The sequence below is a fragment of the Nocardia sp. NPDC058499 genome (genome assembly GCF_042719915.1).
In the GTDB taxonomy this organism is placed as follows: Bacteria; Actinomycetota; Actinomycetes; order Mycobacteriales; family Mycobacteriaceae; genus Nocardia.
Genome location: NZ_JBHXMZ010000001.1, coordinates 683,962 through 707,450 on the forward strand (window position 1 = coordinate 683,962; position 23,489 = coordinate 707,450).

The following is a 23,489-nucleotide window of genomic DNA, read 5'->3' on the forward strand; positions in this document are numbered from 1 at the left end:
GGCGGACCCGGTATCACTCGGGCGCACCGCCCGCACCGTCCACCAGGGGACGTACCGATTCCGCGGTGGGTGAGGTGTTGTCCCGGCGCTGCACCCAGTCCACGACCAGTCGTACCGCATCGGCCACCGGCACCCCGTTGACCTGGGTTCCGTCGCGGAACCGGAAGCTCACCGCACCCGCTTCCACATCCCGCGCACCGGCCAGCAGCATGAACGGCACCTTCTGCGCGGTGTGGTTGAAGATCTTCTTCTGCATCCGGTCGTCACCGCGGTCCACCTCCGCGCGGACACCGGCCGACCGCAACTGCGCGACCACACCGTCGAGGTGTTCGACGAAGGTGTCGGCGACCGGGATTCCTACCACCTGCACCGGCGCCAGCCAGGCCGGGAACGCGCCCGCGTAGTGCTCGGTGAGTACTCCGAAGAAGCGTTCGATCGACCCGAACAGCGCGCGGTGGATCATCACCGGCTGCTTCTTGGTGCCGTCGGAGGCGGTGTATTCGAGTTCGAACAGGCCGGGTTCGAAGAAGTCGAGCTGGATGGTCGACATCTGCCAGTTGCGGCCCAGCGCATCGCGGGTCTGCACCGAGATCTTCGGGCCGTAGAACGCGGCGCCGCCCGGATCCGGGACAAGTTCCAGCCCGGAGGCCTCCCCGACCTGACGCAGGGTCGCGGTCGCCTCGTCCCATAGCTCGTCGGAGCCGACGTACTTCTCCGGGTCCTTGGTCGACAGTTCCAGGTAGAAATCGTCGAGGCCGTAAGCCTTCAGCAAGTCGAGCACGAAGTTCAAGGTGCCGGTCAGTTCCTCGACGACCTGTTCCTCGGTGCAATAGATATGCGCGTCGTCCTGGGTGAAGCCGCGGGCACGGGTCAGGCCGTGCACCACACCGGATTTCTCGTACCGGTACACCGAACCGAATTCGAACAACCGCAGCGGCAGTTCCCGATACGACCGGCCCCGCGACCGGTAGATCAGGTTGTGCATCGGACAGTTCATCGGTTTGAGGTAGTAGTCCTGGCCCGGTTTCCGGACAGTGCCGTCCTCGTTGAGTTCGGCGTCCAGATGCATGGGCGGGTACATGCCCTCGGCATACCACTCGAGGTGCTTGGAGGTCTCGAACAGATGCGCCTTGGTGATGTGCGGAGTGTTGACGAACTCGTAGCCCGCTTCGACATGCTGCCGGCGCGAGTAGTCCTCCATCTCCTTGCGGATGATGCCGCCCTTCGGATGGAACACCGGCAGGCCCGAACCCAGTTCGTCGGGGAACGAGAAAAGATCCAGTTCCGCACCGAGTTTGCGGTGATCGCGCTTCTCCGCCTCGGCGAGCAGGGTCAGATATTCGTCCTGCGCCTCCGCCGATTCCCACGCGGTGCCGTAGATACGCTGCAGGCCTTCGCGGTTCTGGTCGCCGCGCCAGTAGGCGGCGGAACTGCGGGTCAGTTTGAAGGCCGGAATGAATTTGGTCGTGGGGATATGCGGACCGCGGCACAGATCGCCCCAGAGACGTTCGCCGCTGCGCGGGTCGAGATTGTCGTAGATGGTCAGCTCGTTGCCGCCGACCTCCATGATCTCCGGATCGTCGATCCCCGATTTGTCCCCGATCAGTTCGAGTTTGAACGGCTCCTTCGCCAGTTCGATACGCGCCTGATCCACCTCGACCACGCGCCGGGAGAAGCGCTGCGCGCCCTTGACGATCTTCTTCATCCGGGTTTCCAGCTTCGCCAGATCCTCCGGAGTGAAGGGACGGTCGACGCGGAAGTCGTAGTAGAAGCCGTCCTTGATGGGCGGGCCGATCCCCAGTACCGCCTCGGGGAACTCCTGCTGCACCGCCTGGGCGAGCACATGCGCGGCCGAATGCCGGATCACGCTGCGACCGTCGTCGGTGTTCGCGGCGACCGGGATGACCTCGGTATCGAGTTCCGGCGCCCAGGACAGATCCTTCAGATCACCCGCGGCATCCCGGACGACCACCACGGTATCCGGGCCCTTGGTCGGCAGACCCGCCTCACGAACCGCGGCACCCGCCGTAGTCCCGGCCGGCACCCGGACGGGGGTGACTGGGCTGCGGGGGGCTGTGGTGGTCACGGTGGCGCTCTCCTCGGGTTTCCGCGGCCGGATCCGCTCCGGCTCGCTCGGCTTCGGACGGACCGCCCCTCCCGGCTGCCCCGGTTCGGTGACGGCTCGTCCGTCGATCGGTAACCGGACAGTGCCCGGCCGCGACCATGCTATCGGGACACACCCGGACGCGTGTCGATGGACCGGGCAGGACACCGGCAGGACCGCGCGCAGTCCCGTCATTCGCGGTCTGCCCTCGCCGGCGGCGGCCGCGCGTCTGCGCCGTACGAACCGATCTCAGCATCACGAACCCGCCCGCGACAGCGAACCGGTTCGCCTCGCTACCCGCGCCGGCCCCGGTCCGCGGTTGTACGGCTCCGTGTCCTGAGCGTGGCTCTGTGCCCGAAACACACTGCCCGGTGTCAGGCGGGCCGTATGTAGTCCGCGAGCAAGGCTGCACGTTCGGCCGGCGGGCGTTTGGGGCAGCTGACGCATTTCTCGCAGCCCGGGGCCTCGTAGACGAGACAACACGAGGCGCGACGCACGAATGTCCGGCCCGCGACGTCGACGAACCGCGGTGCGGGCAGGGCGGGCCCGAGTTCGGCGGCCAGCCGCTGCCCGATCTCCGGTGCCCGCGCGTCGACCGCCCAACTGGCGATCACATCGGTGACGACAGCCCACAGTGCCGGCGCCCGCACTCCGGAGACAGCGGCGAGCCGATCGATCACTGTGGCGAGAGTGGCGCGCAGGGCCCCCGGGACGGCATCGGCATCGGCATCGGCATCGGCATCGGCATCGGCATCGGCATCGGCATCGGCATCGGCATCGGCATCGGCATCGGCATCGGCATCGAGGATTCGTATCCTCTCGACCGTGCCGTCCGGGCGAAGCGTCAGCTCCAGCCGGTCGAGTTCTGGCGCCGCGATCGGAGTCTGTCGAGCCAGGGCCCGCACCACCGGCTCGACCAGCGCCGAGGCGGTCATACACCACCACAGCGTGGCGCCCACCCGCATCGAATCGGTACCCCAGGAAGCGTTGAGGTCCGCGATCCGGGCGGCCAGCCACGATTCGTCCCCCAGCATCTGCCCCGGCGCCGCTTTCACGACATCAGAGGACTGTGCAACCACTGCCATTCGATTCCGATCCAGCCGCCGACCAATCCGAACGTACCGAGTATCCACAGCGTGGCCACGACCACCGCGCAGGTCACCAGGAACGCCAGTACCTGCATCAACGGCCCGCGGGAGATATACCAGGCCATACCGCGCCGGTATTTGTCCCGCAGCCAGACCAGTGCGTGCCGCGCCACCGCGAATTCCGTGGCGAGGATGCCGATACCGGCGAAAACCAATGCCCATCCGGGCCCGGGGAACGGAATGGTGATCACGCCGACCACCAACACCACCGTGCCGACCACGGCCACCCCGACCCGGTAGACCAATTCGAGCGTAGGCCGCCCGGCGATCCGCCCGCGGAAGGCACGCCAGAAGGCGGGTCCCGACCGCTCCGGCCCACCGTCACCTCCCACATCCGGCTCGGTACCGGTGCCCGGTGTCGATGCTGCCTCAGCGCGCACGGCGCCCCGCCCGACCGCAGTATCGGAAGACTTCTCCACGAAACCAGCCTACGAGGCACACCGGCCCGATCTCCAAAACGTGATGCACCGGCCCTGCCGATTCGGCAGCTGCCGCATGCCGGCCATACGGAACCGAACCGACCAGCAACGCCGGTCGGCACCCGCGCCCACGGGTACCGGCCGCCGCCGAACCCAACGCACCCGGCGACGCCCCGGTCTCGGCGCCGACGAGGTTCCGGCCTTCTCTCCGATACCGGAGGCCGGGACCTTCACCGCTGGTACGGAAAGGTCCCGGCCTCCGGAGAACACCGAGCGTTATTTCCCGGCCGAAGCTGTCTCGCGATGTAACTGTTGCAGCACACCGTCGTTCTCGATCGGCGCGATCCCGTCCACGCGAACCTCGATGAGGCGGGCGCTGGCGATATCGAAGAACAATCCGGAGACGGCGACCCCGCGTTCGTCGACGGCGCGGCGGACCGACGGGTGCCGGTGCAGATTCTCCAGCTGAACGGCGATGTTGACCATGCTCAGCTGCTCCACCGGTCCGAAGCCGGCGCCTTCGGCAGCCCGGCCCACCGCGTGACCGGCGCGGTAGCGGGTCAGGCTTGCCTGCCCGTGTTCGAGCCAGTTGTCGATTCCGGGGCCTGCGGACTCACCCGAATGCAGGGCGCCCATTGCACCGCAGGACGAGTGCCCGCACACCACCACCGAGCGGACGTTGAGCTTCTCGAGCGCGAAGACCAGTGCCGCTTCGACAGAGGCGTCCCCGTGTTCGGGTACGAGGTTGCCGACATTGCGGACGGTGAACAGATCGCCCGGACCGCTGTTGGTGATCACATTGGGCACGATCCGGGAGTCGGAGCAGGTGAGGAAGAACGAATCGGGATCCTGCCCGTCGCGCAGTTCGTCGAGGTGCGGCCGCATCAGATGCGCGTGGCCGCGGTGGTAGGCGGCGATACCGGTGACCAGTGGATCGTCCTTGTCGCCGGACCCGTCCGCCGACCCGCTGCGATCGACCCGCCACGGCCCGAGGACATCGTCGAGCACCACGCGGCCGAGGCTGCGTGACGGCGGCGCTGCCTCGGCACGCGCCATCCGCGCTTCGCCGATTTCTACGAAATCAACTGTGCCACCATTGCTCTCGTGCTGGCGGGCCCAGTCGGTGATGGCGTCGTAGGCGGCGTGGTCGAGGAAGTCGACGGTCATCTCCACGGTGACCGCGACGCCCTGCGGCACCGTCGCGAACATGGTGGACAGTTTCGGAAGCGACAGGAAGGTGCAGGAACCGTCGATCCGGATGAGCCAGCGGTCGGTGCCGCCGAGCGGTTCGGCGCTGACCGCGACGCGCACGACACGCCAGATCAGCAGTGCGAACGCCAGCGCCAGGCCGATGAGCACGCCCGCGAGCAGGTTCACGAACACCACCACCAGCAGGGTGACTCCGTACACGAGCAGATCGCCGGTGCGATGGGCGAGCCGGATATGGGCCAGCTTCACCAGCTGCACGCCGATGACGATCAGCAGACCGGCCAGCGCGGCCAGTGGAATCTGTTCGACGAACGAGACCAGCGCCACCGAGAAGATGAGCACCCAGAAGCCGTGCAGTACGGCCGAGGCGCGGCTGCGCGCACCCGCGGCGACGTTGGTGGAACTGCGCACGATGACGCCGGTGACGGGCAGGCCGCCGAGCAGCCCCGACAGGACGTTCGCCGACCCCTGGCCGATCATCTCGCGATCGAAGTCGGCGCGGGGACCGGTATGCATCTTGTCGATCGCAACGGCCGACAGCAGGCTCTCCACACTGGCGATCAGGGCGAAGGTCAGGATCATCACTACGATCGCGGCCCAGTCGCTGCGGGGCAGCTCGGGCAGTCCGATCGCGTCGAACAGCGAGCCGTCGATGGTGACCCTTTTGACATCCAGAGACAGCACCAGCGACAGCACGGTGGCCGCCACGATCGCGGCCAGGGCGCCGGGAACGACCTTGATTCGTTCGGGCAGATACTTCCAGCCGAGCATGATTGCGATCACCACCACGCCGAGCAACGCGGCGGGCCCGTGCAGCGAAATCAGCTGTGCGGGAAGGTCGGTGATGTTGTTCCAGGCGGTGCTGTTGGATTCACCACCGAGCAGTACGTGCAACTGTTGCAGCGCGATGGTGACACCGATACCCGCGAGCATCGCGTGCACCACCACCGGCGCCACCGCCAATGCCGCTCGCGCGATCCGGCTGAGACCGAAAACGATCTGCAGGACACCGGCCACGACGACAATGAAACCCGTTACCTTCCAACCGAATTGCTGAATGGACGAGGCAACTATCACGGTGAGTCCCGCGGCCGGGCCGCTCACCTGCAGGAGGGAGCCGCCGAGTGAACCGGCGACGATTCCGCCGATGACAGCGGCGATGAGTCCGGCGGCCACGGGGGCCCCGGACGCGATCGCGATACCTAGCGAAAGAGGTAGCGCGACAAGGAATACCACGATCGAGGCCGGTACGTCGTGACGCAGGATCGAGGTGATGCGAGAGGAATCGAAACGAGCCCCGGACCCGGCAGGCGGCGAGCCCTCCGGATCCCGGCCAGTTTGTGTCCCCGGGGGATTCGGTCTTTTGATTGCCATCGCTCTCCTTCGCCGACTCGGCCGGAGCCGAGGTCGGTTGACGATCAATATGTCCAGTCGGGCACAGACCGCGAACCGGCATCTCGCGGTGAAGTAGGTACTCGGCACGGCAACGGGCCGAGACTTAAACCGTCGCCATAGTATGAGTAAAGACTTATCAAAGCCTGAGAGGGCACCTCCACTGCTGGTGATATCTCACCGAACGACGTCGTCCGATCGCTTACGAACCCGAATACTGCCGAAAAACCTTGCAGAACAGGAGATTATGAGTAGACGAACACAACCGGCACGGATGGCCGGAACCCGGTGGCCATCACGCGGCGTAGCTGTTCGTCAACTCCTCTTATAGTAAAGAACTACCCAAGCTTGGCAATAGATATGACGTGACGAAAATGACAATCGCTGCAAAACCGCAACGTGTCACGGCGAGTCGTGGTTACTCCGGCCGGACCCGCCGAGCACGGCGATCACAGCCGGACGGTCCACTTTGCCCCGGGGCGTACGCGGGAGCGTGTCGAGCACCTGAACCCGCACCGGCACACTCGGGCCCGGCAGCACCGCGCGCAATTGCCGGCGGATCTCCGCGGGATCCGGTGCCCGCCCGTCCACGACCACTGCGGCCACCGGTACCTGCCCCCAGCGGTCATCCGCGACCCCGAGACAGACGGCCTCAGTGATACCGGGGATCGCGGTCAGGGCGGCCTCCACCGCCGCCGGTTCGACGTTCAACCCGCCCCGGATGAGCATCTCGCTGTCCCGGCCGAACAACCGCAGCCGCCGGCCGTCCAGGGCACCGCGATCCCCCACCGAGACCCATCCGTCCACCGGCCCGTCCACCACACCGGTTTCGGTCAGATAGCCGCAGAAAACCATATCGCTGCGCACGAACACCCGGCCGTCGCGAATCTCCGCCTCGACCCCGTCGAACAACTCCCCCACCGAATAGTCGCCGGCAGCACCGTCGCTAACGCCTCCGACCGTGCCGTCCGCGCCGCGCGCCGCATGGTCACTGCCGGCTCCGGAGGTACCGTGTTCATCTGCTCTACCGAAGCCCCGGTCGAACGAGACGAAGCTGAGTTCGGATGCGCCGTAGAAATGGGTGAGCGCCGCATTCGGCAATACTTCGCGCAGCGCGGCCCGCCCGCTCCGGGGCCATCGCGCCGCCGAGGACAGCACTTCCCGCACGTGCGGGTACGGACCGCTTGCCGAACGCACGACATCCCAGGCGAGGGTCGGCACCGAGTACAGGTGGGTCGCACCGTGGGCGAGCGCGTCCACGGCCGGGCGCAGGTCGACCGTCGCGCCGCGGGTCAGGGCGTGCAGGGCGCCGTAGAGAAAATGGGTATGGTCCAGCACCCCGGGCACCGCCACCGTATCGCCCGGCCCGATATCGAAGGTCCGGTCGGATCGGTCCAGGGTGGCCGCCCAGGACGCCTGATCCCGGACGAAGAGTTTCGGTTCTCCGGTGGTCCCGGAGGTGACACCCATGAGCAGTTCGGAGCCGGGCCGGGCGTCGCCGGCCGACCCGGCGCACTCCAGCTCGGCCGCGGTGCGCGGTACGCCGTCGAACCCCATCCGCCGCAACCGCCGATGCTGCGCCGCCACGGCCACCACGGCGCCGGGTCGGGTCACGGTCAGCACCCGCCGCAACTGGTCCGGCGACAGATGCCGGTGCAACAGCACCACGCAGACCCCGGCCCGCATGGCCGCCACCACCGTGACCAGCGAGTCGATATCCGAGGTCGGCAGTACCGCGACCCGCCGCATACCGGCCAGGCCCGCGCCGACCCGCGAGACCCGCGCCCAGAACCCGGAATAATCGATGCACTCGTCTGCAGTACGAACGGCCCGCGCCGCGGACCGCGCCAGCACCTGCCGTGCGATACGTTGCGCGAGCAGTTCAGTCATCGTCGACCCCGCGTGCCGCGAGCGCATCCCCCATCGCGTCGGCGGTCCGCAACGAGCGCACCAGCACGGGAGTGACCAGTGCGGTCATCGACCATTGCAGACCCCGTGCTCGCCGCGCTTCGGCGACGTCGCGCACGATCGTCGCCAGCAGCGGGACGCAGCGGATCGCCAGCGCCAGCAGTAGGCCGATCCGGTCCGGGTCCACGCCGACCCGCCGCAACGGCCCCAGCACCCGCGTGATCGCGTCCAGCATGTCGGTGACCCGGGTGGTGAGCGTGACCAGCGCGGCCAGCGCCACCGACAACAGCAGCAACCCGCACACGACGACTGCCCGCGCCGGTGAGGTGGTCAGCACCTGGAAGACCGCGATGATCGCCAGCATCCACACCATCGGGCGCAGCTGTTCCCCAGCGACGCGCCACGGGATCCGGGCCAGTACGAACAGTCCTGCCGCGACCAGGGCGGCCACACCCAGCTGCAGCGGGGTACGCACGAACACCGTGGCCGCCGTGATGAGTACCAGCAGCAGCACCAGTTTCATCCCCGCCGGTGTGCGGTGCACCGGCGAATCACCCGGCCGGTACAGCCCGATCACTCGACCAGCTCCCGATAGGCCGGGAGCGCAGCGGCAGGATCGCCGTCGAAGGCGACCGCACCGTCGTCGATAACGATCACCCGGTCGAATCCGGCCAGGAGCGACAGCTGATGGGTCACCACGATCACCTGCTGATCGACGGCGTCCAGCGCCTCGGCGATGATCCGGGCATTGCGCAGATCCAGCAGGGTGGTGGGTTCGTCGGCGACGATCACCTCCGGCCGGCGGATCAGCACCGCCCCGAGGGCGAGCAACTGTTTCTGCCCACCGGAGAGCAGATGCGACGGATGCTCCGCATGCCCCGCGAGCCCGAACCGGTCGAGGATCTCGGCGACTCGCGCGGCGACCTCCGTCTTGGCCAGACCGCTGCGCCGCAGCGAAAAGGCCAGATCCTCGGCGACCGTGGGCATGACGATCTGGGTATCGGGGTCGGTGAACACGAACCCGACTTTGCGCCGGACCTTCGCCCCTTTGCGGGCAGTATCTACACCGTCCACCGTGACGGTCCCGGCGGCCGGGGTGAGCAGGCCGTTGATCATGCGGGCCAGGGTCGATTTCCCCGACCCGTTCGCGCCGACGATCCCGACGCGCCGCTCCTCGATCCGCAGATCGATACCCCGCAGCACCCGCCGCTCACCGAACGAATGGTGCACCGAATCGAAAACGATCTCACTCACGCCGCACGCTCCACCAGCATCGCGACACCTTGACCGCCTCCGATAGCACAAGCGGCGAGGCCGAGTTCAGGACCACCCGGGCGCAGCATGCGGCTCGCCAGCCGCACCAGCAGGACGGCGCCCGAGGCACCCCACGGATGCCCCATGGCGATCGCGCCACCGTCGGGGCAGATCAGCGATTCGTCGAGACCCAGCTCGTCCGAAACCGCCAGCACCACCGAGGCGAAGGCCTCGGTGATCTCGACTACTCCCACATCGGATACTGAGCGACCGGCGCGGCGCAGGACCGCACGGATCGCCGGTACCGGGCCGAGGCCGGGCAGCGCCGGGTCACCGGCGGCGACGGCGGTGGCCACGATTCGCAGCGCCGGGAGCCCGGCCGCCTCCTGCGCGGTCGTCACCGCTACCACAGCCGCACCGTCGGAGATACCGCAGGAGTTTCCGGCGGTCGCGGTGCCGTCGGTTCCGAAACCGGGCCGGAGCCGGGCGAGGCGCGCGGTGGTCATCCCGGCGCGGATCCGTTCGTCCCGGTTCACACCGGCCACCGGCACGATCTCCGGGCTGAAATCCGCGGCCGCGGCCAGTGTGTGCGAGCGGGCCGCGTATTCGTCCTGGCGTTCCCGCGAGATTCCCCGGACCCGGGCGAGATCATCCGCGGCGACACCCATATCGGGGTCGGGGAAACCGGCCGGGGCGAAGGGGGCCCGGGTGTAGCGCACCGGGTCGGCGCCGGCCACCGGCGGCCAGAACCGCCAGGGCGCGGTACTGGCCGATTCGGCGCCACCGGCCAGGATGAGCCGGTCGGCTCCGCTGCGGATCCGTAGCGCCGCCTGGATCACCGCGTCCAGCCCGGAACCGCACTGCCGGTCGACGGTCACTCCGGGCACCTGCGGGCCGAGGCCGGCCTGTAATGCCGCGACGCGCGCCGGGTCGCCGCCGGGTCCCAGGCAGTTACCGAGGACGACATCATCGATCGGGAGTTCCACGCCCGCATCGCGCAGCGTCCCGGCCACGGAGGCGAGCACCGGCGCCGCCAGATCGGTGACGGTGTGATCGGCGAACCCGTGACCGGCCGTGCCGATGGGGGTGCGCCGGGCGGCGACGAAAACGGGGTCGAGGTTCATACGAGCAAGTCTTTCAACCGGCTGCGGGCGATTTTCCCAGCGGCCGTGGTGGGCATTTCCCGGACCGGTACCCAGCGCCGCGGCATCGCTTCCCGGGTGAGCAGCCCGCGCGCCCGCCGCCGGACCTCGTCGATCTCGGCGCCATCCAATTGGACTGCCGCGGTGATGGTTTCGCCGAACACCGCATGGGGGCTGCCGATCACGGCCGCGACCGCGACGCCGTCGATGCCACCCAGCACCCGCTCCACATCCTCGGCGACGACCGTGGTGCCCCCGACATTGATCACCGCTTCGCCGCGGCCGTGCACCCGTAATTCACCGTCGGCGCCCAGTTCGGCGATATCGCCGACGCAGTACCATTCCGGCGCGCCGAGCACGGTGTACGGGGACCGTACGTGTAGCAACCCGTCCCGGATCCGCGTCTCGACCGCGGGCAGCACGCGCAGGGGTGCGGGGACCTCCCGGGCCGCGACCAGCGACACTTCGGAGGCGCCGTAGTACTCGACGACGCGCAGGTGGCGGGCCGCGGCCAGTGCACCCGGATCGGCCGCGATACCGGCCACGATCGCGGTCCGCAGCCGCGGCGCCCGCGGTAGCAGCTCACGCAGGACCGCGGGAACGGCATGCACTGCGGTGGCCTGCGCCGGATCGTCGGTGACGCAGGCACCGCACCACAGCGCGTGCAGGGCACCGAACAGATGCATGGTCGCGTGCAGCGGGCCGGTGAGCAGCACGCGGTCCTGCGGGGTCACCCGGGTGATCCCGGTGAAGTCCGGGAAGCTGTCGTACCAGGAGGCGGCGGTGCGGGCCAGCGGTCGCGGGCGGCCGGTGGAGCCGGAGGTGGCGACCAGCAGGAACGCGTCGGCAGGCCAGGCGGATCGGTGCGGGCGGGCGGCCGGATCCTCGACAACGACCGGCACGGCGAGCCGCGCGGCGGCGCAGATACAGATGAGGGCGTCGGCGACCGGCAGGGTGGAGGCGTCGTAACCATGCGGTCCCGGTGGGTGCCGGTCGATCCAGTGATCGACGGCGCGGTCGAGTTCGGCGTAGGCGAGGGTGCGGCCGCCGAGGTCGAGCGCGGGCGCCGCCGCGGCACCGCCGAGTATGCGGCTATCCACGGATCAACCCCGGGTAGGCACGGTGCACACCTTTGGCCACGATCGTGGCGACAACCACTTTCAGCAGGTCACCGGGCAGGAAAACCCCGTTGGCCTGGATCGCAGCGAGTACTCCGAGGTCGGTGCGCAGCAGCAGGCCGAGGGTGCCGAACAGGTAGATGACCGCGATTCCGCCGACCGCGTTGATCAGCAGTGCGGGCACCAGCGGGTACTTGGGCACGATCCGTGCCGTGAGCAGGCCGATGACCAGGGCGGCCGGTATCCAGCCGACCAGATAGCCGGCGCTGGGGCCGGCCAGCGCTGCGAGTCCCGTGCGCCCGCCGGAGAGCAGCGGCAGGCCGATGATCGTCAGCGCGATGAACACCGCGACCGCCGCGGTCCCCTTCCGCGCTCCCAGCACGGCGGGGGCGAGGATGACGCCGAGAGTCTGCACGGTGATCGGCACCCCGCTGAAGCCGACCGTGATCGCGCCCGGCAGGCCCAGTGCGGCGATGAGCGCGGCGAATACCGCGATCTGCGCCATATCCCGCGAAGTGGTGCGAGTCTTCGGCGCCCGCGAGTCCTCGACACCGTTCATGACGCCATCCTTCGCAAAACTCGAGCTTGAACGTCGTTCAAGATAGCAACGCGCTCGCCGTCCACAGACGCGACCCCGCCCGGACTCGCATACCCCGCCTGCGCCGCACCGGGCAGGCGGTACTCGTGACGGCGTGGGCCATACCCGTCCTCGTCCCGTGCGTGCGCAGGTAGCACCACCGCCCGCAGCCCCTACGCTTCCGGACGCGCATACGTGGTACCCGGGGCCCGCATGCACACTTGAACACGAGACACGCCCACTGCCGAGCGGTTCGGGCGTGGCAGACGGTGACCGCGGGCCGGAACCGCACCCCGCCGGCGGGGTGACCGGCCGCCCGGCGCCGGGAAGGATGACGATGACACGGGCCCGACCCACCGCCACCCACTGGGGGAACTACCTCGTCGACACCGCCGCCGACGGAACGCTCTCGGTGACACCGCACGGCGACGACCCGCACCCCTCCCCTATCGGGCGCTCGCTGGCCGCGCTGCACGATCCGGCCCACCGCATTGCCCGACCGGCAATACGCCTCGGCTATTACCGTGATCGGGGTGCTGCCGATCCCACGCTCCGCGGGCGCGAACCCTTCGTCGAGGTCGACTGGGACGAGGCGCTCGATATCGCCGCCGACGCACTGCGCACGGCCCGCGCGACCGGCGGTAACCGGGCCATCTACGGCGGTTCCTACGGGTGGGCCGGGGCCGGCCGATTCCACCACGCCCAGGGGCAGGTCCACCGCTTCCTGCAGCTTTTCGGGGGTTATACGGCGTCGGTGGACACCTATTCGTTCGCGGCGGCCGAGGTGCTCATTCCCCACGTCCTCGGTATGAACGCCTACGTCGCCGCCCGGCAGGCGCCCAGTACCGAGGAGATCACCCGGCACTGTGCCCGCATCGTGTTCTTCGGTGGCGCCCCGCAACGCAACACCCAGGTCAACCCCGGTGGTATCGGGGCACATCCGGGCCCGGGCAGACTTACCGCGCTGCGGGAAGCCGGTATCGAAATCGTCCATATCGGTCCCGTCCGCGACGATTGCGACCCGGCCCTCGCTGCCCGCTGGATACCGTGCCGCCCGCACAGCGACGCCGCGATCATGCTCGCCCTGTTGCACACCCTCCTCACCGAAGACCTGCACGACCGCGCATTCCTCGATCGCTACTGCACCGGCTTCGACCGGCTCGCCGAGTACCTCACCGGCCGCAGCGACGGCATACCCAAATCACCGGAATGGGCCGCGGAGCTCGCCGAGGTCCCGGCAGCCGAGATCCGCGCGCTGGCCCGGCTGATGGCCCGCGAACGCTGCCTGATCGGATTGCCGTACGCCCTGCAGCGTGCCGAGCACGGTGAGCAGAGTTATTGGGCCGCGTGGGCGCTCGCGGCCGCGCTGGGCCATATCGGGCTACCGGGAGGCGGGGTGCTCATGGGTACTGGAGTCGGGATGACCAACAATATGCAGCGCCGCTATCTGCCCTTCGAGATCGGTGTGCTGCCGCAGCCGGGAAATCCGGTGGCCGATATCGTTCCGGTCGCCCGGCTCACCGAGATGCTGGAACGCCCCGGCGGCACGGTCGACTACAACGGGCGGTCCCTCACCTATCCGCCGATCGACCTGATCTATTGGGCCGGCGGTAATCCGTTCCACCATCACCAGGATCTGAACCGGCTGCGGCGGGCATGGTCGCGGCCGCGCACGGTGGTCGTCAACGAGATCAGCTGGACCGCGACCGCCCGGCTGGCCGATATCGTGCTGCCCACCACCGCCTCCGCGGAGCGGGAGGATTTCACCGGTGGACGCACCGATCACTGGTTGACGCCCATGCACCGCAGCCTCGCACCGTACGGCCAGGCACGCGACGATTACGAGATCTTCACCGGTCTCGCCGAACGACTCGGTTTCGCGGAGCGTTTCACCGAAGGGCGGACCGCGCGGCAGTGGGTGGAACAGCTGTGGCGTACCACTGTGGACAATGCCGCGGCCGCCGGTATCCGATTACCCGAGTACGCGGATTTCTGCGCCGGCGGGCCCCTCGATCTGCGGCCGCAGCTCCCGGAGTCCCGCCACGTCCTCGAACAGTTCCGCGACGATCCGCAGCGGCACCCGTTGCGGACTCCGTCGGGCCGGATCGAACTCTTCTCCCGGACCATCGCCGGATTCGGCTATCCGGACTGCCTCGGCCATCCCGCCTGGTTCCCGCCGCAGGAATGGCTCGGCGGCCGGGCGGCGCAACGTTTTCCGCTGCATCTGCTCTCCCACCAGCCCGCGACCCGCCTGCACAGCCAGCTCGATCACGGCGTCACCAGCCGGGAAGCCAAGGTCCGCGGACGCGAGCCGTTGCGGATGAATCCCGCCGACGCCGCCGCGCGCGGGCTGCGCGACGGCGATATCGCCCAGGTCCACAACGATCGCGGCGCCCTGCTCGCCGGCGTCCGGATCAGCGATGCGGTACGGCCCGGTGTGGTGCATATGGCGACCGGCGCCTGGTACGACCCGCTGGACCCCTCCGATCCCGAATCGCTTGATGTGCACGGCAACCCGAATACGGTCACCAACGATATCGGCACCAGTTCGCTGGCCCAGGGCCCCTCCGCGAACAGCTGTCTGGTGGAGGCCGAACGCTACGACGGCGAACTCCCGCCGTTGTCGGTCGGCACACCGCCGCCACTGGTGGACGCCGGCTCGATCCGGTGACCGGCGTCTCCTCCCGGCGCTCACGTCGCCGCCGCAGCTGCCTACCCGCGAACGAACTCCGCAGTCAGATCGCGCCCGCGGGTTTCGGCCATACGCCAGATCGCCGTGGCCGTGACGAGCGCGGTGACCCCGATGATCGCACTGAGCGGCAGACTGGAGCCCCCCGTCGAGGCGACGAAACTGCTCGCGATCAGCGGACCGAAGCCGGCCCCGATCAGGCTGGCCATCTGATAGCCGAGTGATACACCGGTGTACCGCATCTCGGTACCGAACATCTCCGCCAGCAGGGGCGCCAGCGGCGCGTACATGAGGTTCTGCACCACCTGCGCGATCAGCAGCCCGACGGTCAGCCAGAGGACCGAACCGGTGTTCACCAAGGCATACAGCGGGAGCGCGAAAACCACGGCGCCCAGGGCACCGGCCAGTGTGACGGCCCGGCGGCCCAGCCGGTCCGACAACGCGGAGAACAACGGAATGCAGACCAGCGATACCACCGACATCGCTACCAGCGTGCGCATCACCTCGGATTCGTCGTATCCGGTATCGGTAGCGTAGGCGATGATGTGCGAGGTCGTGAGCGCGGTCAACGCAAACGGCCCGATTCCCGCGGCGCACGCCAGGACGAGCGGGCGCGGGTTGCGCAGCAGTTGAACCAGCGGTGTTGCGGCTTTCGGTTCGGACTCGGATTCGGCCTGTTCCAAGGCCTCCCGGAAGACCGGGCTCTCCACCACACCCAGGCGCACATACAGGCCGACGGCCACCAGCACGCCGCTGAGCAGGAAGGGCAGACGCCAGCCCCAGGAGTACAGGCTCTCGTCCGGGAGCATGGTCACCACCATGACCACCACCGTGGAGAGCAGGAAGCCGATCGGGGAGCCGAGTTGCATGATCCCGGCCCATCTACCGCGACGATCCTTGTCGGCGTGTTCGATCACCATGAGTGCCGCCCCACCCCATTCGCCGCCGATCGCGATGCCCTGGACCAGGCGCAGCGCGACCAGCAGGATCGGAGCCAGCACACCGATCGTCGCGTAATCGGGAAGCAGACCGATGACGAAGCTGGCGCCGCCCATCATCACCATGGTCACGATCAGCATCGATTTCCGCCCGAGCCGATCGCCGAAATGACCGAACAGGACGCCGCCGATGGGCCGGGCCGCGTAACCGGCGGCGAGCGTGCCGAAGGCGGCGATGGTCGAGGCGGCCGAGTTCGACGACGGGAAGAACAGCTTGCCGAAGACCAGGGCGGCCATGGTGCTGTAGAGAAGGAAGTCGTAGTACTCCAGGACGGTGCCGAGCAGGCTCGACAGCGCGACTTTACGCAATTGCGTGTTGTCGCTCGCCGCGTCCGGCGTTGCGGCGGCCGCCGGGGATTCGGCTCTCGGCGGTTGTTTCTCTGTGTACATGGGGACTCCAGCGTCGGTGATCAAGCCTCGGCGCGGACCGGCTACGGCGAATATCTCGCCGTAGCCCGGCGCGCGGAAATCGGATGGTTCAGTGTGTGGCCGTGCGGGCCACGTCGATGAGTGCTTCGACGGCCCGGGCGCAGTCGTTGCGGGTGTAACCCAGCCGGCGCACCTCGCCGGCATCGGGTTCGTAGGCCAGCGTGTTGCCGCGGCCCTGGATGATGGCGGCGTCCGGCAGCAGCGGATGCTGTTCGTCGCGTTCGGTGATTTCCCGCGCCCCGCCCGCGGCGTCGACCATCATCTGGAAGAACTGCCGGTACGAGAGGTTCTGGTCACCGATGAGGTACGCCGCACCGGATTCCCCGTCGACCAGGGCACCGCGGATCGCCTGTGCGAGTGAGGCGGCGGACATGTAGTTGGTGCCGCCGACCGGGGCGAAATCGGGGATATCGGGCTCGTTCCCGGCCGCCCACGAGACCATCCGCCGATAGCGGCGGGCCGAGGCACCGGAAACCGCGCCGATGATCGAGGGCGGATTGAGCGTGCACACACTGAACGATTCGTCCGCGAGCGCGCGGGCACCCTCGTCGGCTGCCTTGCGGGCGGCGATATACGGGTTGTTGTCCGCGAGGTCCGGTCGCAGCTGGTGGTAGTAGCTGCCGACCTGCACGAAACGGCCCACACCGGCCTGTTTGGCGAGTTCGGCGAACCGCGGCACGCCCTCGATCTGGGTATCCGCCCAGAATTGTGCAGGGTCGTCCTCCGCCTTCTTGTGCCGCACATCCTGGCCGGCGGAGAACACGATACCGTCGAACCGCGACAGTTGTTCCCGGGTGAATGTGGGAACGGTGTAATCGCCTGTGAGCAACGGGAATCCGGCGACCGGGGAGTTGCCGGGGATCTCCCCGCGTGCCGCGATGGTGACGTCGTCGCCGTGTTCACGCAGGTGCAGCGCGGCGTGCGCGCCGACCATGCCGGTGCCGCCGATGATCAGAATCTTCATAACTGAGAGGACTTTCGGTGCGTCGGGTCAGGGATTACGGGGACGGTTGGTCCAGCCGCCGGAGTGGCGCGGCACCCAGCCACCGGCGGCGTGGGTTCCGCCGTCGACGTGGATAGTGCCGCCGGTGACGAAGCGGGACAGGTCGGAGGCGAGGAACAGCGCCACACCGGCCACATCGTCCGGCTGTCCCGGACCGCCGAGCGGTGACCAGGTCGGCCACAGGTGCCGGTCCTCCTCGGGAACGAGCGTGGCGTAGGGCACCTGGACCGATTCGATGAGGTCCGGGGCGATGGCGTTGACGCGGATTCCGGCGGGACCGATTTCCGCGGCCAGCGACCGGGTGAATCCGGTCAGTGCGGCTTTGTACCCCGAGTACACGGCGTGGCCGGGGATCGCGCGATGGCCCTCGACCGTGGTGAGGTTGATGATGGAACCGGTGCCGCGCTCGGTCATCCCGGGTAGCAGCGCATGGGTCAGGCGCAGGACGTGCGCGAAATTGATGTCGTGCAGTTCGTCCCACAACGCGGGCGCGTTGGTGGCGAAGGTATGCGGCGGTTGCAGGTAGTGGCCGACGTTGTTGACGAGTACGTGGGGCCGGTGCTCGACGATGGCGGGCGGGCACGGCGATTCCCGCACATCCCATTTCACGTGCGTTATCGAGCCGCCCGCGGCAGCATCGAAATCGGCAGAACCGATCGGCTCGATATCGGCGACCAGGACGTCGGCACCGTGCGCGGCGAAGGCCCGCGCGACGGCGGCGCCGATACCGGCGGCACCACCGGTGACCACGGCCCGCCGGCCCGCGAGCAGCGCAGCGGGAGTGAATGAGCAGAGTTCGGTCATCCACGGATTACAACCCGCCGGCATCGGCGTCCGATAGCGAAGTTTCCGGACAGTGGAAGTATTCGTCCCCGCCGCACCCGGCGCAATCTATGGTGCGAGGAGCGATGCGGCCCCCTGACGTGGAGTTATCCCGTCGCGTCGTCCGATGAGGAAGGAGACCGGATGCGGTCGCAGAATTCCCGCGCGACCCCGACCGGAGTCATGCAGCGCGCGGCCTCGATCCTCGATGTGCTCGACGGCGCCGAACCCATGAACCTGTCACAGATCGTCGCGGCCACCGGATTACCGCTGTCTTCGGCGCATCGCGCGCTGGAACAGCTGGTCGCGTTGCGCTGGGTGCACCGGCACGGCAAGAAATACCAGCTGGGTATGCGCATCATCGAGCTCGGCTCGGCCGCATCCCAGCAGAACGCGCTACGGCAGGCCGCGCTCCCCAGCCTGCACTGGTTGCACCGGGTGACCGGTTGCATTGTGCATCTGGGCGTACTCGACGGCGACGAGGTGGTCTATCTGGAGAAGGTCGGCGGGGAACTCGTCACGGGTATCCGGTCGCGGGTCGGCAGCCGGATGCGCGCGGAGACCTCGGCGATCGGCAAGGCCCTGCTTGCCCTCGACCGGCCCGCCCCCGCCGCCTCACCGGATATCGACCGGGCACGGGAACTGCGCATGGTCTACGAGCACGAGCGGTGCATGAAAGGTTTCAGCTGTGTGGCGGCGCCGATCGGGACGATGGGTCACGGGGAGCCTGCCGCGGTCTCGGTTTTCGGCTCGGTCGCCAAGATCCGCGCGGACCAGCGGATACACCTGTCGGTGCAGACCGCGGCGGCCGAAATCGGACGGCGACTGGATCTGCCCCGCGCCGGTACGACCCAGCGGCGTCCCACCCGATACCGGCAGAGCCGATTGGGTGCCTAGCACCCGCCCCGGGTTCGATTCAGTCGTTCGGGATGAGGGTGTACTTGGTGAAGAGGAATTCGTGGATACCCTCGAATCCGCCTTCGCGCCCGATTCCGGACTGTTTGATCCCGCCGAACGGTGCCGCGGCATTGGAAACGACACCGGCGTTCAGGCCCATCATGCCGGTTTCCAGCCGGTCGATCATGCGGTGGCCGCGGGCGAGGTCGCGGGTGTACACGTAGGAGACGAGACCGTATTCGGTGTTGTTCGCAAGGCGCACGGCTTCGTCTTCGGTGCTGAACGTGGTGATGGCGAGGACGGGGCCGAAGATCTCCTCGCGCAGGATTTCGCTGCCCTCGGCGACGCCGGTGAGCACCGTGGGCTCGTAGAAACTGCCGGGGCGCTCGACCCGGGACCCACCGGTACGCACCACCGCGCCGCGCGCTGTGGCGTCGGCGACGAGTTCGGCGGCCTTGTGTACCGCCTTGTCGTCGATGAGCGGGCCGATCGTCACGCCGTCCTCGGTGCCGCGGCCGATGGTCATCGCCGCGACGCGGGCGGTGATCCGGTCGGCGAATTCCTCGGCGATCCGCTCGTGCACGATGAACCGGTTCGCGGCCGTGCAGGCCTGCCCGATATTGCGGAATTTCGCCGCCAGGGCTCCGTCGACCGCCTTGTCGAGGTCGGCATCGTCGAAAACCACGAACGGGGCATTGCCGCCGAGTTCCATCGATACGCGCAGAACTGTATCGGCGGCCTGGGCGATGAGCTTGCGACCCACCCCGGTCGACCCGGTGAACGACAGTTTCCGCAGCCGGGGGTCGGCGATGAGCGGCGCCGAGACACTGCTCGCGGAAGCGGTGGTCACCACGTTCACCACGCCGGCGGGCAGCCCGGCGTCGGCCAGTAGCTGCGCGAAGAACAGGGTGGTCAGCGGGGTGGCCTCCGGCGGTTTGAGCACCGTGGTGCACCCCGCGGCCAGTGCCGGCGCGATTTTGCGGGTGGCCATGGCGAACGGGAAATTCCAGGGGGTGATGAAGAACGAGGGCCCGACCGGATGCTGCGAGACGATCATCTGTCCCGTGCCCTCGGGATTGCTGCCGTACCGGCCGTGGACGCGTACGGCCTCCTCACTGAACCAGCGCAGGAATTCGCCACCGTAGGTGACCTCCCCGCGGGCCTCGGCCAGCGGTTTCCCCATTTCCACCGTCATCAGCAGGGCGAGGTCGCCGGCGCGTTCCTGCACCAGCTCCCAGGCGCGGCGCAGGATTTCGCTGCGCACCCGGGGTGCGGTCGCCGCCCACGACTCCTGCGCGCCCACCGCAGCGTCCAGGGCACGGAGGGCGTCGTCGGGGGTGGCATCGGCAACCGTGCGAACCACCTGTCCCGTCGCGGGATCGTGCACCTCGAAGGTGGCGCCGCCGGTGGCATCGAGCCATTCGCCGCCGATGAAAAGCTGGTTCGGGGTCACGGAGAGCAGCGTGTTCTCGCGGTCGGTCACTTCGTCACTCCTGAGGATGAGAACAGTTGGGCACGGCGGAGGCCCTCGGTGCGGTCGGGTAGGGCGTGCACAGCACGGTCAGTACGAGGCACGCGGGGGATCTTCGCTACTGCCGACAAAGGTCTGTGCCAACTGCTCGGAACCACGCGCCAGCAATGCCACATCGGCGCCGACGAGGATGAACCGGGCGCCCGCCGCGGCGTAGTCCCGCGCGGCGGCGGGGTCGAAGGCGTTGACCCCGATGGGTTTACCCGCCGCGGCGATTCCCGCGAATGCGCGTTTCACGGCGGTGACCACCTCGGGATGGGTCTGCTGCCCGAGCAACCCCATCGAAGCGGCGAGATCGCTGGGGCCCACGAATACACCGTCCACACCCGGTGTTTCGGCAATCGCGCGGGCGTTGTCCACACCCTCGATCGATTCGATCTGCACGAATACCGAAATATGGTCGGCGTCGTTGTTCAGGTATCCCTCGACCCGGTTCCAGCGTGCGGAACGAGCCAGGGCGCTGCCCACACCGCGCCGGCCGGCGGGCGGGTACCGGGTCATGGCCGCCACGTCCGCGGCTTCCTCGGGTGTCGAGATCATCGGCACCAGCAGGTTCTGCGCGCCGAGATCGAGTACCTGTTTGATGATCACCGTTTCACCCACGGGCACGCGGACCAGCGGGGTCGAGGGGTAACCGGATACGGCGTAGAGCTGCGCGAGGGTGGATTCCAGCCCGTTGGGCGCGTGCTCCATATCGATGAGCAGCCAGTCCAGGCCCGCGCCGGCCATGATCTCGGCGACCACGGGCGAACCCGAACAGATCCATCCGCCGTAGAGGGTGCAGTCGGTGGCGGCCAGCCGGTCCCGGAAGGTGGGGGTCAGACGAAGCGGCACGATATCGTTCCCATCGGTCCGTAGTCGGCGAGCACGGTATCGCCGGGCTCCACCCACATCGGGCGGGTGAAGGAGCCGGCCAGGACGATCTCGCCGGCGTCGAGGTGATCGCCGTGCTGAGCGAGTTTGTTCGCGAGCCAGGCGACGCCGGTGGCGGGATGGTTGAGCACCGCCGCGGCGACTCCCGATTCCTCGATGGTCTCGTTGCGGTAGAGCAGGGCCGCGACCCAGCGCAGGTCGATATCACCGGGTTTCACCGGATTGCCGCCGTACACCAGCCCGCCGAAGGCGGCGTTATCGCTGATGGTGTCGACGATCGTCCGGCCCGGTAGTTCGACCCGCGAGGACAGGATCTCCAGCGCCGGGACGACGTACTCGGTCGACCGCAGCACATCGAAAACGGTCGTATCGGGTCCGTGCAGTGGCTCGGCGAGGACGAAGGCGAGTTCGACCTCGATCCGGACGTTCGAGAACTGCGCATGTTCGATCACCGCGCCGTTGTCGAATACCGCGTCGGCGAAGATCGCGCCGTAATCGGGTTCGGTGATACCGGTGGCCGCCTGCATGACCTTGCTGGTGAGCCCGATCTTGCGGCCCACCGGCCGGCGGCCCGCCGCGATACCGCGGCGGCGCCATTCGTTCTGCACGGCGTAGGAATCCTCGACGGTCATCGACGGATAACGCCCGGTCAGCAGCGGCACAGTCGTGCGGTCGCGTTCCGCGGCGGCCAGTTCGTCGGCGATCGCCGTATGGGTTGCGGCGTCCAGCGCCATCGGAAATCCTTCCTGCCGGCCGGTCCCGAACTGTGGGCCCGGGACCGGCCGTGGTCGTCAGAGCTGGTGGCCCAGCTTGTATTCGCCCTTTTTCCAGTCCGGTAGGTCCTCGGCACCGGGGTCGCGGGTGTAGGAGAACCCGTCGGCACCGATGGTGACCTCCAGCTCGCTGGAATCGGTGCGCGACACGACCGGTTGCGGGTTACCGTCCAGATCGAGCACGAGCGAGGCGTCGGTGTACCAGGACGGGACAACCGGGGTGCCCCACCAGTCGCGGCGCTGGTTGTCGTGCACATCCCAGGTGACGACCGGATTGTCCGGGTCGCCGGTGTAGTAGTCCTGGGTGTAGATCTCGATGCGGTGCCCGTCGGGGTCGCGCAGGTAGAGGTAGAAGGCGTTGGAGACGCCGTGGCGGCCGGGGCCGCGTTCGATGTGGTCGGACAACCGCAGGGCGCCGAGCTTGTCGCAGATCGCCAGGATGTTGTGCTTCTCGTGGGTGGCGAAGGCGACGTGGTGCAGGCGCGGGCCGTCACCGCCGGTGGTGGCGGTGTCGTGGACGGTGGGTTTGCGGCGCATCCACGCGGCATAGGTGGTGCCGGCTTCGTCCTGGATATCCTCGGTCACCCGGAAGCCCAGATCCTGGTAGTGCTTCACCGCGCGCGGGACATCCGGGGTGACCTGGTTGAAATGGTCGAGACGGACCAGCGCGCCGGGGCTGTAGAGGTCGTAGCGCCAGGCCAGCCGCTCCACATGCTCGGTGTCGTAGAAGAATTCGTAGGGGAAGCCGAGCGGGTCGACGACGCGTACCGAATCGCCGATGCCCTTGGTGAAGCCCTCGGCCCGGCGTTCGGTCCGGCAGCCGAGCTCGGTGTAGAAGGCGACCGCCCGATCCAGATCCTCGGGCGTGCGGACGCGGTAGGACAGTGCGGCGAGCGCGGCGACCGGGCCCGTGCGGATCACCAGGTTGTGGTGGATGAACTCCTCGAGGGTGCGCAGGTAGACCGCGTTCTCGTCTTCCTCGGTAACGGTCATCCCGAGCACATCCACGTAGAACTCGCGGGAGCGGGCCAGATCGGTGACGACGAGTTCGGCGTAGGCGGCGCGCACGATATCCGGCGGCGGCGCGGTGGGGGTCGCCACCGGATCGTCGGCGTGGATGGGGGCTTCCTGGGTCACGAAGAAGCCCGACGAGGTGCGAGTACGTTCGGTCATTGCTGCTGCCTTGGGGTGAGAGGTCGGGAC

General features: G+C 68.3%; 19 protein-coding genes. 2 read left to right on the forward strand and 17 right to left on the reverse strand.

Translation table 11 applies throughout. The annotated features are described in order from the left end of the window. Positions 1 to 13 precede the first annotated feature (13 nt). From thrS to ACFWPH_RS03195, 10 genes are all read right to left on the reverse strand, one after another. Complete coding sequence (gene thrS / locus ACFWPH_RS03150; protein WP_378747800.1) at positions 14 to 2,086, reverse strand: threonine--tRNA ligase; 2,073 nt, start codon at positions 2,084 to 2,086, stop codon at positions 14 to 16. A 392-nt stretch (positions 2,087 to 2,478) separates the two neighbouring features. Continuing rightward, positions 2,479 to 3,189, reverse strand: a complete 711-nt coding sequence (locus tag ACFWPH_RS03155; RefSeq protein ID WP_378747801.1) for an IucA/IucC family C-terminal-domain containing protein — start codon at positions 3,187 to 3,189, stop codon at positions 2,479 to 2,481. Then, positions 3,156 to 3,671 (reverse strand): TIGR02611 family protein, encoded by a 516-nt coding sequence (locus ACFWPH_RS03160; protein ID WP_378747802.1) that lies wholly within the window; start codon positions 3,669 to 3,671, stop codon positions 3,156 to 3,158. The genes ACFWPH_RS03155 and ACFWPH_RS03160 overlap by 34 nt, the downstream gene beginning before the upstream one ends. 276 nt (positions 3,672 to 3,947) lie before the next feature. Further along, entirely contained in the window at positions 3,948 to 6,254 is a 2,307-nt protein-coding gene (locus ACFWPH_RS03165) for a SulP family inorganic anion transporter (RefSeq protein WP_378747804.1), read from the reverse strand. 420 nt (positions 6,255 to 6,674) lie between these two features. Beyond that, on the reverse strand, positions 6,675 to 8,162 hold the full coding sequence (locus tag ACFWPH_RS03170; protein WP_378747805.1) for an AMP-binding protein: 1,488 nt from the start codon (positions 8,160 to 8,162) through the stop codon (positions 6,675 to 6,677). Next, positions 8,155 to 8,757 carry an energy-coupling factor transporter transmembrane component T family protein gene (locus ACFWPH_RS03175; RefSeq protein ID WP_378747807.1) on the reverse strand — a complete coding sequence of 201 codons (603 nt, stop codon included), beginning with the start codon at positions 8,755 to 8,757 and terminating at the stop codon, positions 8,155 to 8,157. The genes ACFWPH_RS03170 and ACFWPH_RS03175 overlap by 8 nt, the downstream gene beginning before the upstream one ends. Beyond that, positions 8,754 to 9,434, reverse strand: coding sequence for an energy-coupling factor ABC transporter ATP-binding protein (locus tag ACFWPH_RS03180; protein ID WP_378747808.1), 681 nt, complete (start codon positions 9,432 to 9,434; stop codon positions 8,754 to 8,756). Before ACFWPH_RS03180 ends, ACFWPH_RS03175 begins: the two co-directional genes overlap by 4 nt. Next, entirely contained in the window at positions 9,431 to 10,558 is a 1,128-nt protein-coding gene (locus ACFWPH_RS03185) for a thiolase family protein (protein WP_378747809.1), read from the reverse strand. The genes ACFWPH_RS03180 and ACFWPH_RS03185 overlap by 4 nt, the downstream gene beginning before the upstream one ends. After that, positions 10,555 to 11,676, reverse strand: a complete 1,122-nt coding sequence (locus ACFWPH_RS03190; RefSeq protein ID WP_378747811.1) for an AMP-binding protein — start codon at positions 11,674 to 11,676, stop codon at positions 10,555 to 10,557. Before ACFWPH_RS03190 ends, ACFWPH_RS03185 begins: the two co-directional genes overlap by 4 nt. Further along, on the reverse strand, positions 11,669 to 12,253 hold the full coding sequence (locus ACFWPH_RS03195; RefSeq protein ID WP_378747812.1) for a biotin transporter BioY: 585 nt from the start codon (positions 12,251 to 12,253) through the stop codon (positions 11,669 to 11,671). The genes ACFWPH_RS03190 and ACFWPH_RS03195 overlap by 8 nt, the downstream gene beginning before the upstream one ends. Before the next feature lie 355 nt (positions 12,254 to 12,608). On the opposite strand from ACFWPH_RS03195, the gene ACFWPH_RS03200 reads away from it, so the two are divergent. Then, positions 12,609 to 14,942: a molybdopterin-dependent oxidoreductase gene (locus tag ACFWPH_RS03200; RefSeq protein WP_378747813.1), complete on the forward strand. Its 2,334-nt coding sequence runs from the start codon at positions 12,609 to 12,611 to the stop codon at positions 14,940 to 14,942. A gap of 41 nt (positions 14,943 to 14,983) precedes the next feature. Here ACFWPH_RS03200 and ACFWPH_RS03205 read toward each other — a convergent pair whose 3' ends face one another. The 3 genes from ACFWPH_RS03205 to ACFWPH_RS03215 all read right to left on the reverse strand — a co-directional run bounded on the left by ACFWPH_RS03205 (position 14,984) and on the right by ACFWPH_RS03215 (position 18,194). Next, on the reverse strand, positions 14,984 to 16,348 hold the full coding sequence (locus ACFWPH_RS03205) for an MFS transporter (protein WP_378747814.1): 1,365 nt from the start codon (positions 16,346 to 16,348) through the stop codon (positions 14,984 to 14,986). 88 nt (positions 16,349 to 16,436) lie between these two features. Beyond that, positions 16,437 to 17,351 (reverse strand): NAD-dependent epimerase/dehydratase family protein, encoded by a 915-nt coding sequence (locus ACFWPH_RS03210; protein WP_378747815.1) that lies wholly within the window; start codon positions 17,349 to 17,351, stop codon positions 16,437 to 16,439. A 27-nt stretch (positions 17,352 to 17,378) separates the two neighbouring features. Further along, on the reverse strand, positions 17,379 to 18,194 hold the full coding sequence (locus ACFWPH_RS03215) for an SDR family NAD(P)-dependent oxidoreductase (protein WP_378747816.1): 816 nt from the start codon (positions 18,192 to 18,194) through the stop codon (positions 17,379 to 17,381). 162 nt (positions 18,195 to 18,356) lie between these two features. Between ACFWPH_RS03215 and ACFWPH_RS03220 the strand changes: the two genes are divergently transcribed. Next, positions 18,357 to 19,109 (forward strand): IclR family transcriptional regulator, encoded by a 753-nt coding sequence (locus ACFWPH_RS03220; RefSeq protein WP_378747817.1) that lies wholly within the window; start codon positions 18,357 to 18,359, stop codon positions 19,107 to 19,109. A 19-nt stretch (positions 19,110 to 19,128) separates the two neighbouring features. Here ACFWPH_RS03220 and ACFWPH_RS03225 read toward each other — a convergent pair whose 3' ends face one another. The 4 genes from ACFWPH_RS03225 to hpaD form a co-directional block, all read right to left on the reverse strand. Continuing rightward, complete coding sequence (locus tag ACFWPH_RS03225; RefSeq protein WP_378747818.1) at positions 19,129 to 20,592, reverse strand: NAD-dependent succinate-semialdehyde dehydrogenase; 1,464 nt, start codon at positions 20,590 to 20,592, stop codon at positions 19,129 to 19,131. Positions 20,593 to 20,670: 78 nt separating this feature from the next. Further along, positions 20,671 to 21,474, reverse strand: coding sequence for an HpcH/HpaI aldolase/citrate lyase family protein (locus ACFWPH_RS03230; RefSeq protein WP_378747819.1), 804 nt, complete (start codon positions 21,472 to 21,474; stop codon positions 20,671 to 20,673). Then, positions 21,459 to 22,247: a fumarylacetoacetate hydrolase family protein gene (locus ACFWPH_RS03235; RefSeq protein ID WP_378747821.1), complete on the reverse strand. Its 789-nt coding sequence runs from the start codon at positions 22,245 to 22,247 to the stop codon at positions 21,459 to 21,461. Before ACFWPH_RS03235 ends, ACFWPH_RS03230 begins: the two co-directional genes overlap by 16 nt. A gap of 57 nt (positions 22,248 to 22,304) precedes the next feature. After that, positions 22,305 to 23,459: a 3,4-dihydroxyphenylacetate 2,3-dioxygenase gene (hpaD, locus tag ACFWPH_RS03240; protein WP_378747822.1), complete on the reverse strand. Its 1,155-nt coding sequence runs from the start codon at positions 23,457 to 23,459 to the stop codon at positions 22,305 to 22,307. Positions 23,460 to 23,489 lie beyond the last annotated feature (30 nt).

Bases quoted from the DNA above. Each gene is read 5' to 3' on its own strand.
- ACFWPH_RS03185 (WP_378747809.1), bottom strand. From the start codon at position 10,558: ATGAACCTCGACCCCGTTTTCGTCGCCGCCCGGCGCACCCCCATCGGC.
- ACFWPH_RS03195 (WP_378747812.1), bottom strand. From the start codon at position 12,253: ATGAACGGTGTCGAGGACTCGCGGGCGCCGAAGACTCGCACCACTTCG.
- ACFWPH_RS03210 (WP_378747815.1), bottom strand. From the start codon at position 17,351: ATGAAGATTCTGATCATCGGCGGCACCGGCATGGTCGGCGCGCACGCC.
- ACFWPH_RS03155 (WP_378747801.1), bottom strand. From the start codon at position 3,189: ATGGCAGTGGTTGCACAGTCCTCTGATGTCGTGAAAGCGGCGCCGGGG.
- ACFWPH_RS03235 (WP_378747821.1), bottom strand. From the start codon at position 22,247: ATGGCGCTGGACGCCGCAACCCATACGGCGATCGCCGACGAACTGGCC.
- ACFWPH_RS03165 (WP_378747804.1), bottom strand. From the start codon at position 6,254: ATGGCAATCAAAAGACCGAATCCCCCGGGGACACAAACTGGCCGGGAT.
- ACFWPH_RS03215 (WP_378747816.1), bottom strand. From the start codon at position 18,194: ATGACCGAACTCTGCTCATTCACTCCCGCTGCGCTGCTCGCGGGCCGG.
- ACFWPH_RS03205 (WP_378747814.1), bottom strand. From the start codon at position 16,348: ATGTACACAGAGAAACAACCGCCGAGAGCCGAATCCCCGGCGGCCGCC.
- hpaD (WP_378747822.1), bottom strand. From the start codon at position 23,459: ATGACCGAACGTACTCGCACCTCGTCGGGCTTCTTCGTGACCCAGGAA.
- ACFWPH_RS03220 (WP_378747817.1), top strand. From the start codon at position 18,357: ATGCGGTCGCAGAATTCCCGCGCGACCCCGACCGGAGTCATGCAGCGC.
- ACFWPH_RS03200 (WP_378747813.1), top strand. From the start codon at position 12,609: ATGACACGGGCCCGACCCACCGCCACCCACTGGGGGAACTACCTCGTC.
- ACFWPH_RS03170 (WP_378747805.1), bottom strand. From the start codon at position 8,162: ATGACTGAACTGCTCGCGCAACGTATCGCACGGCAGGTGCTGGCGCGG.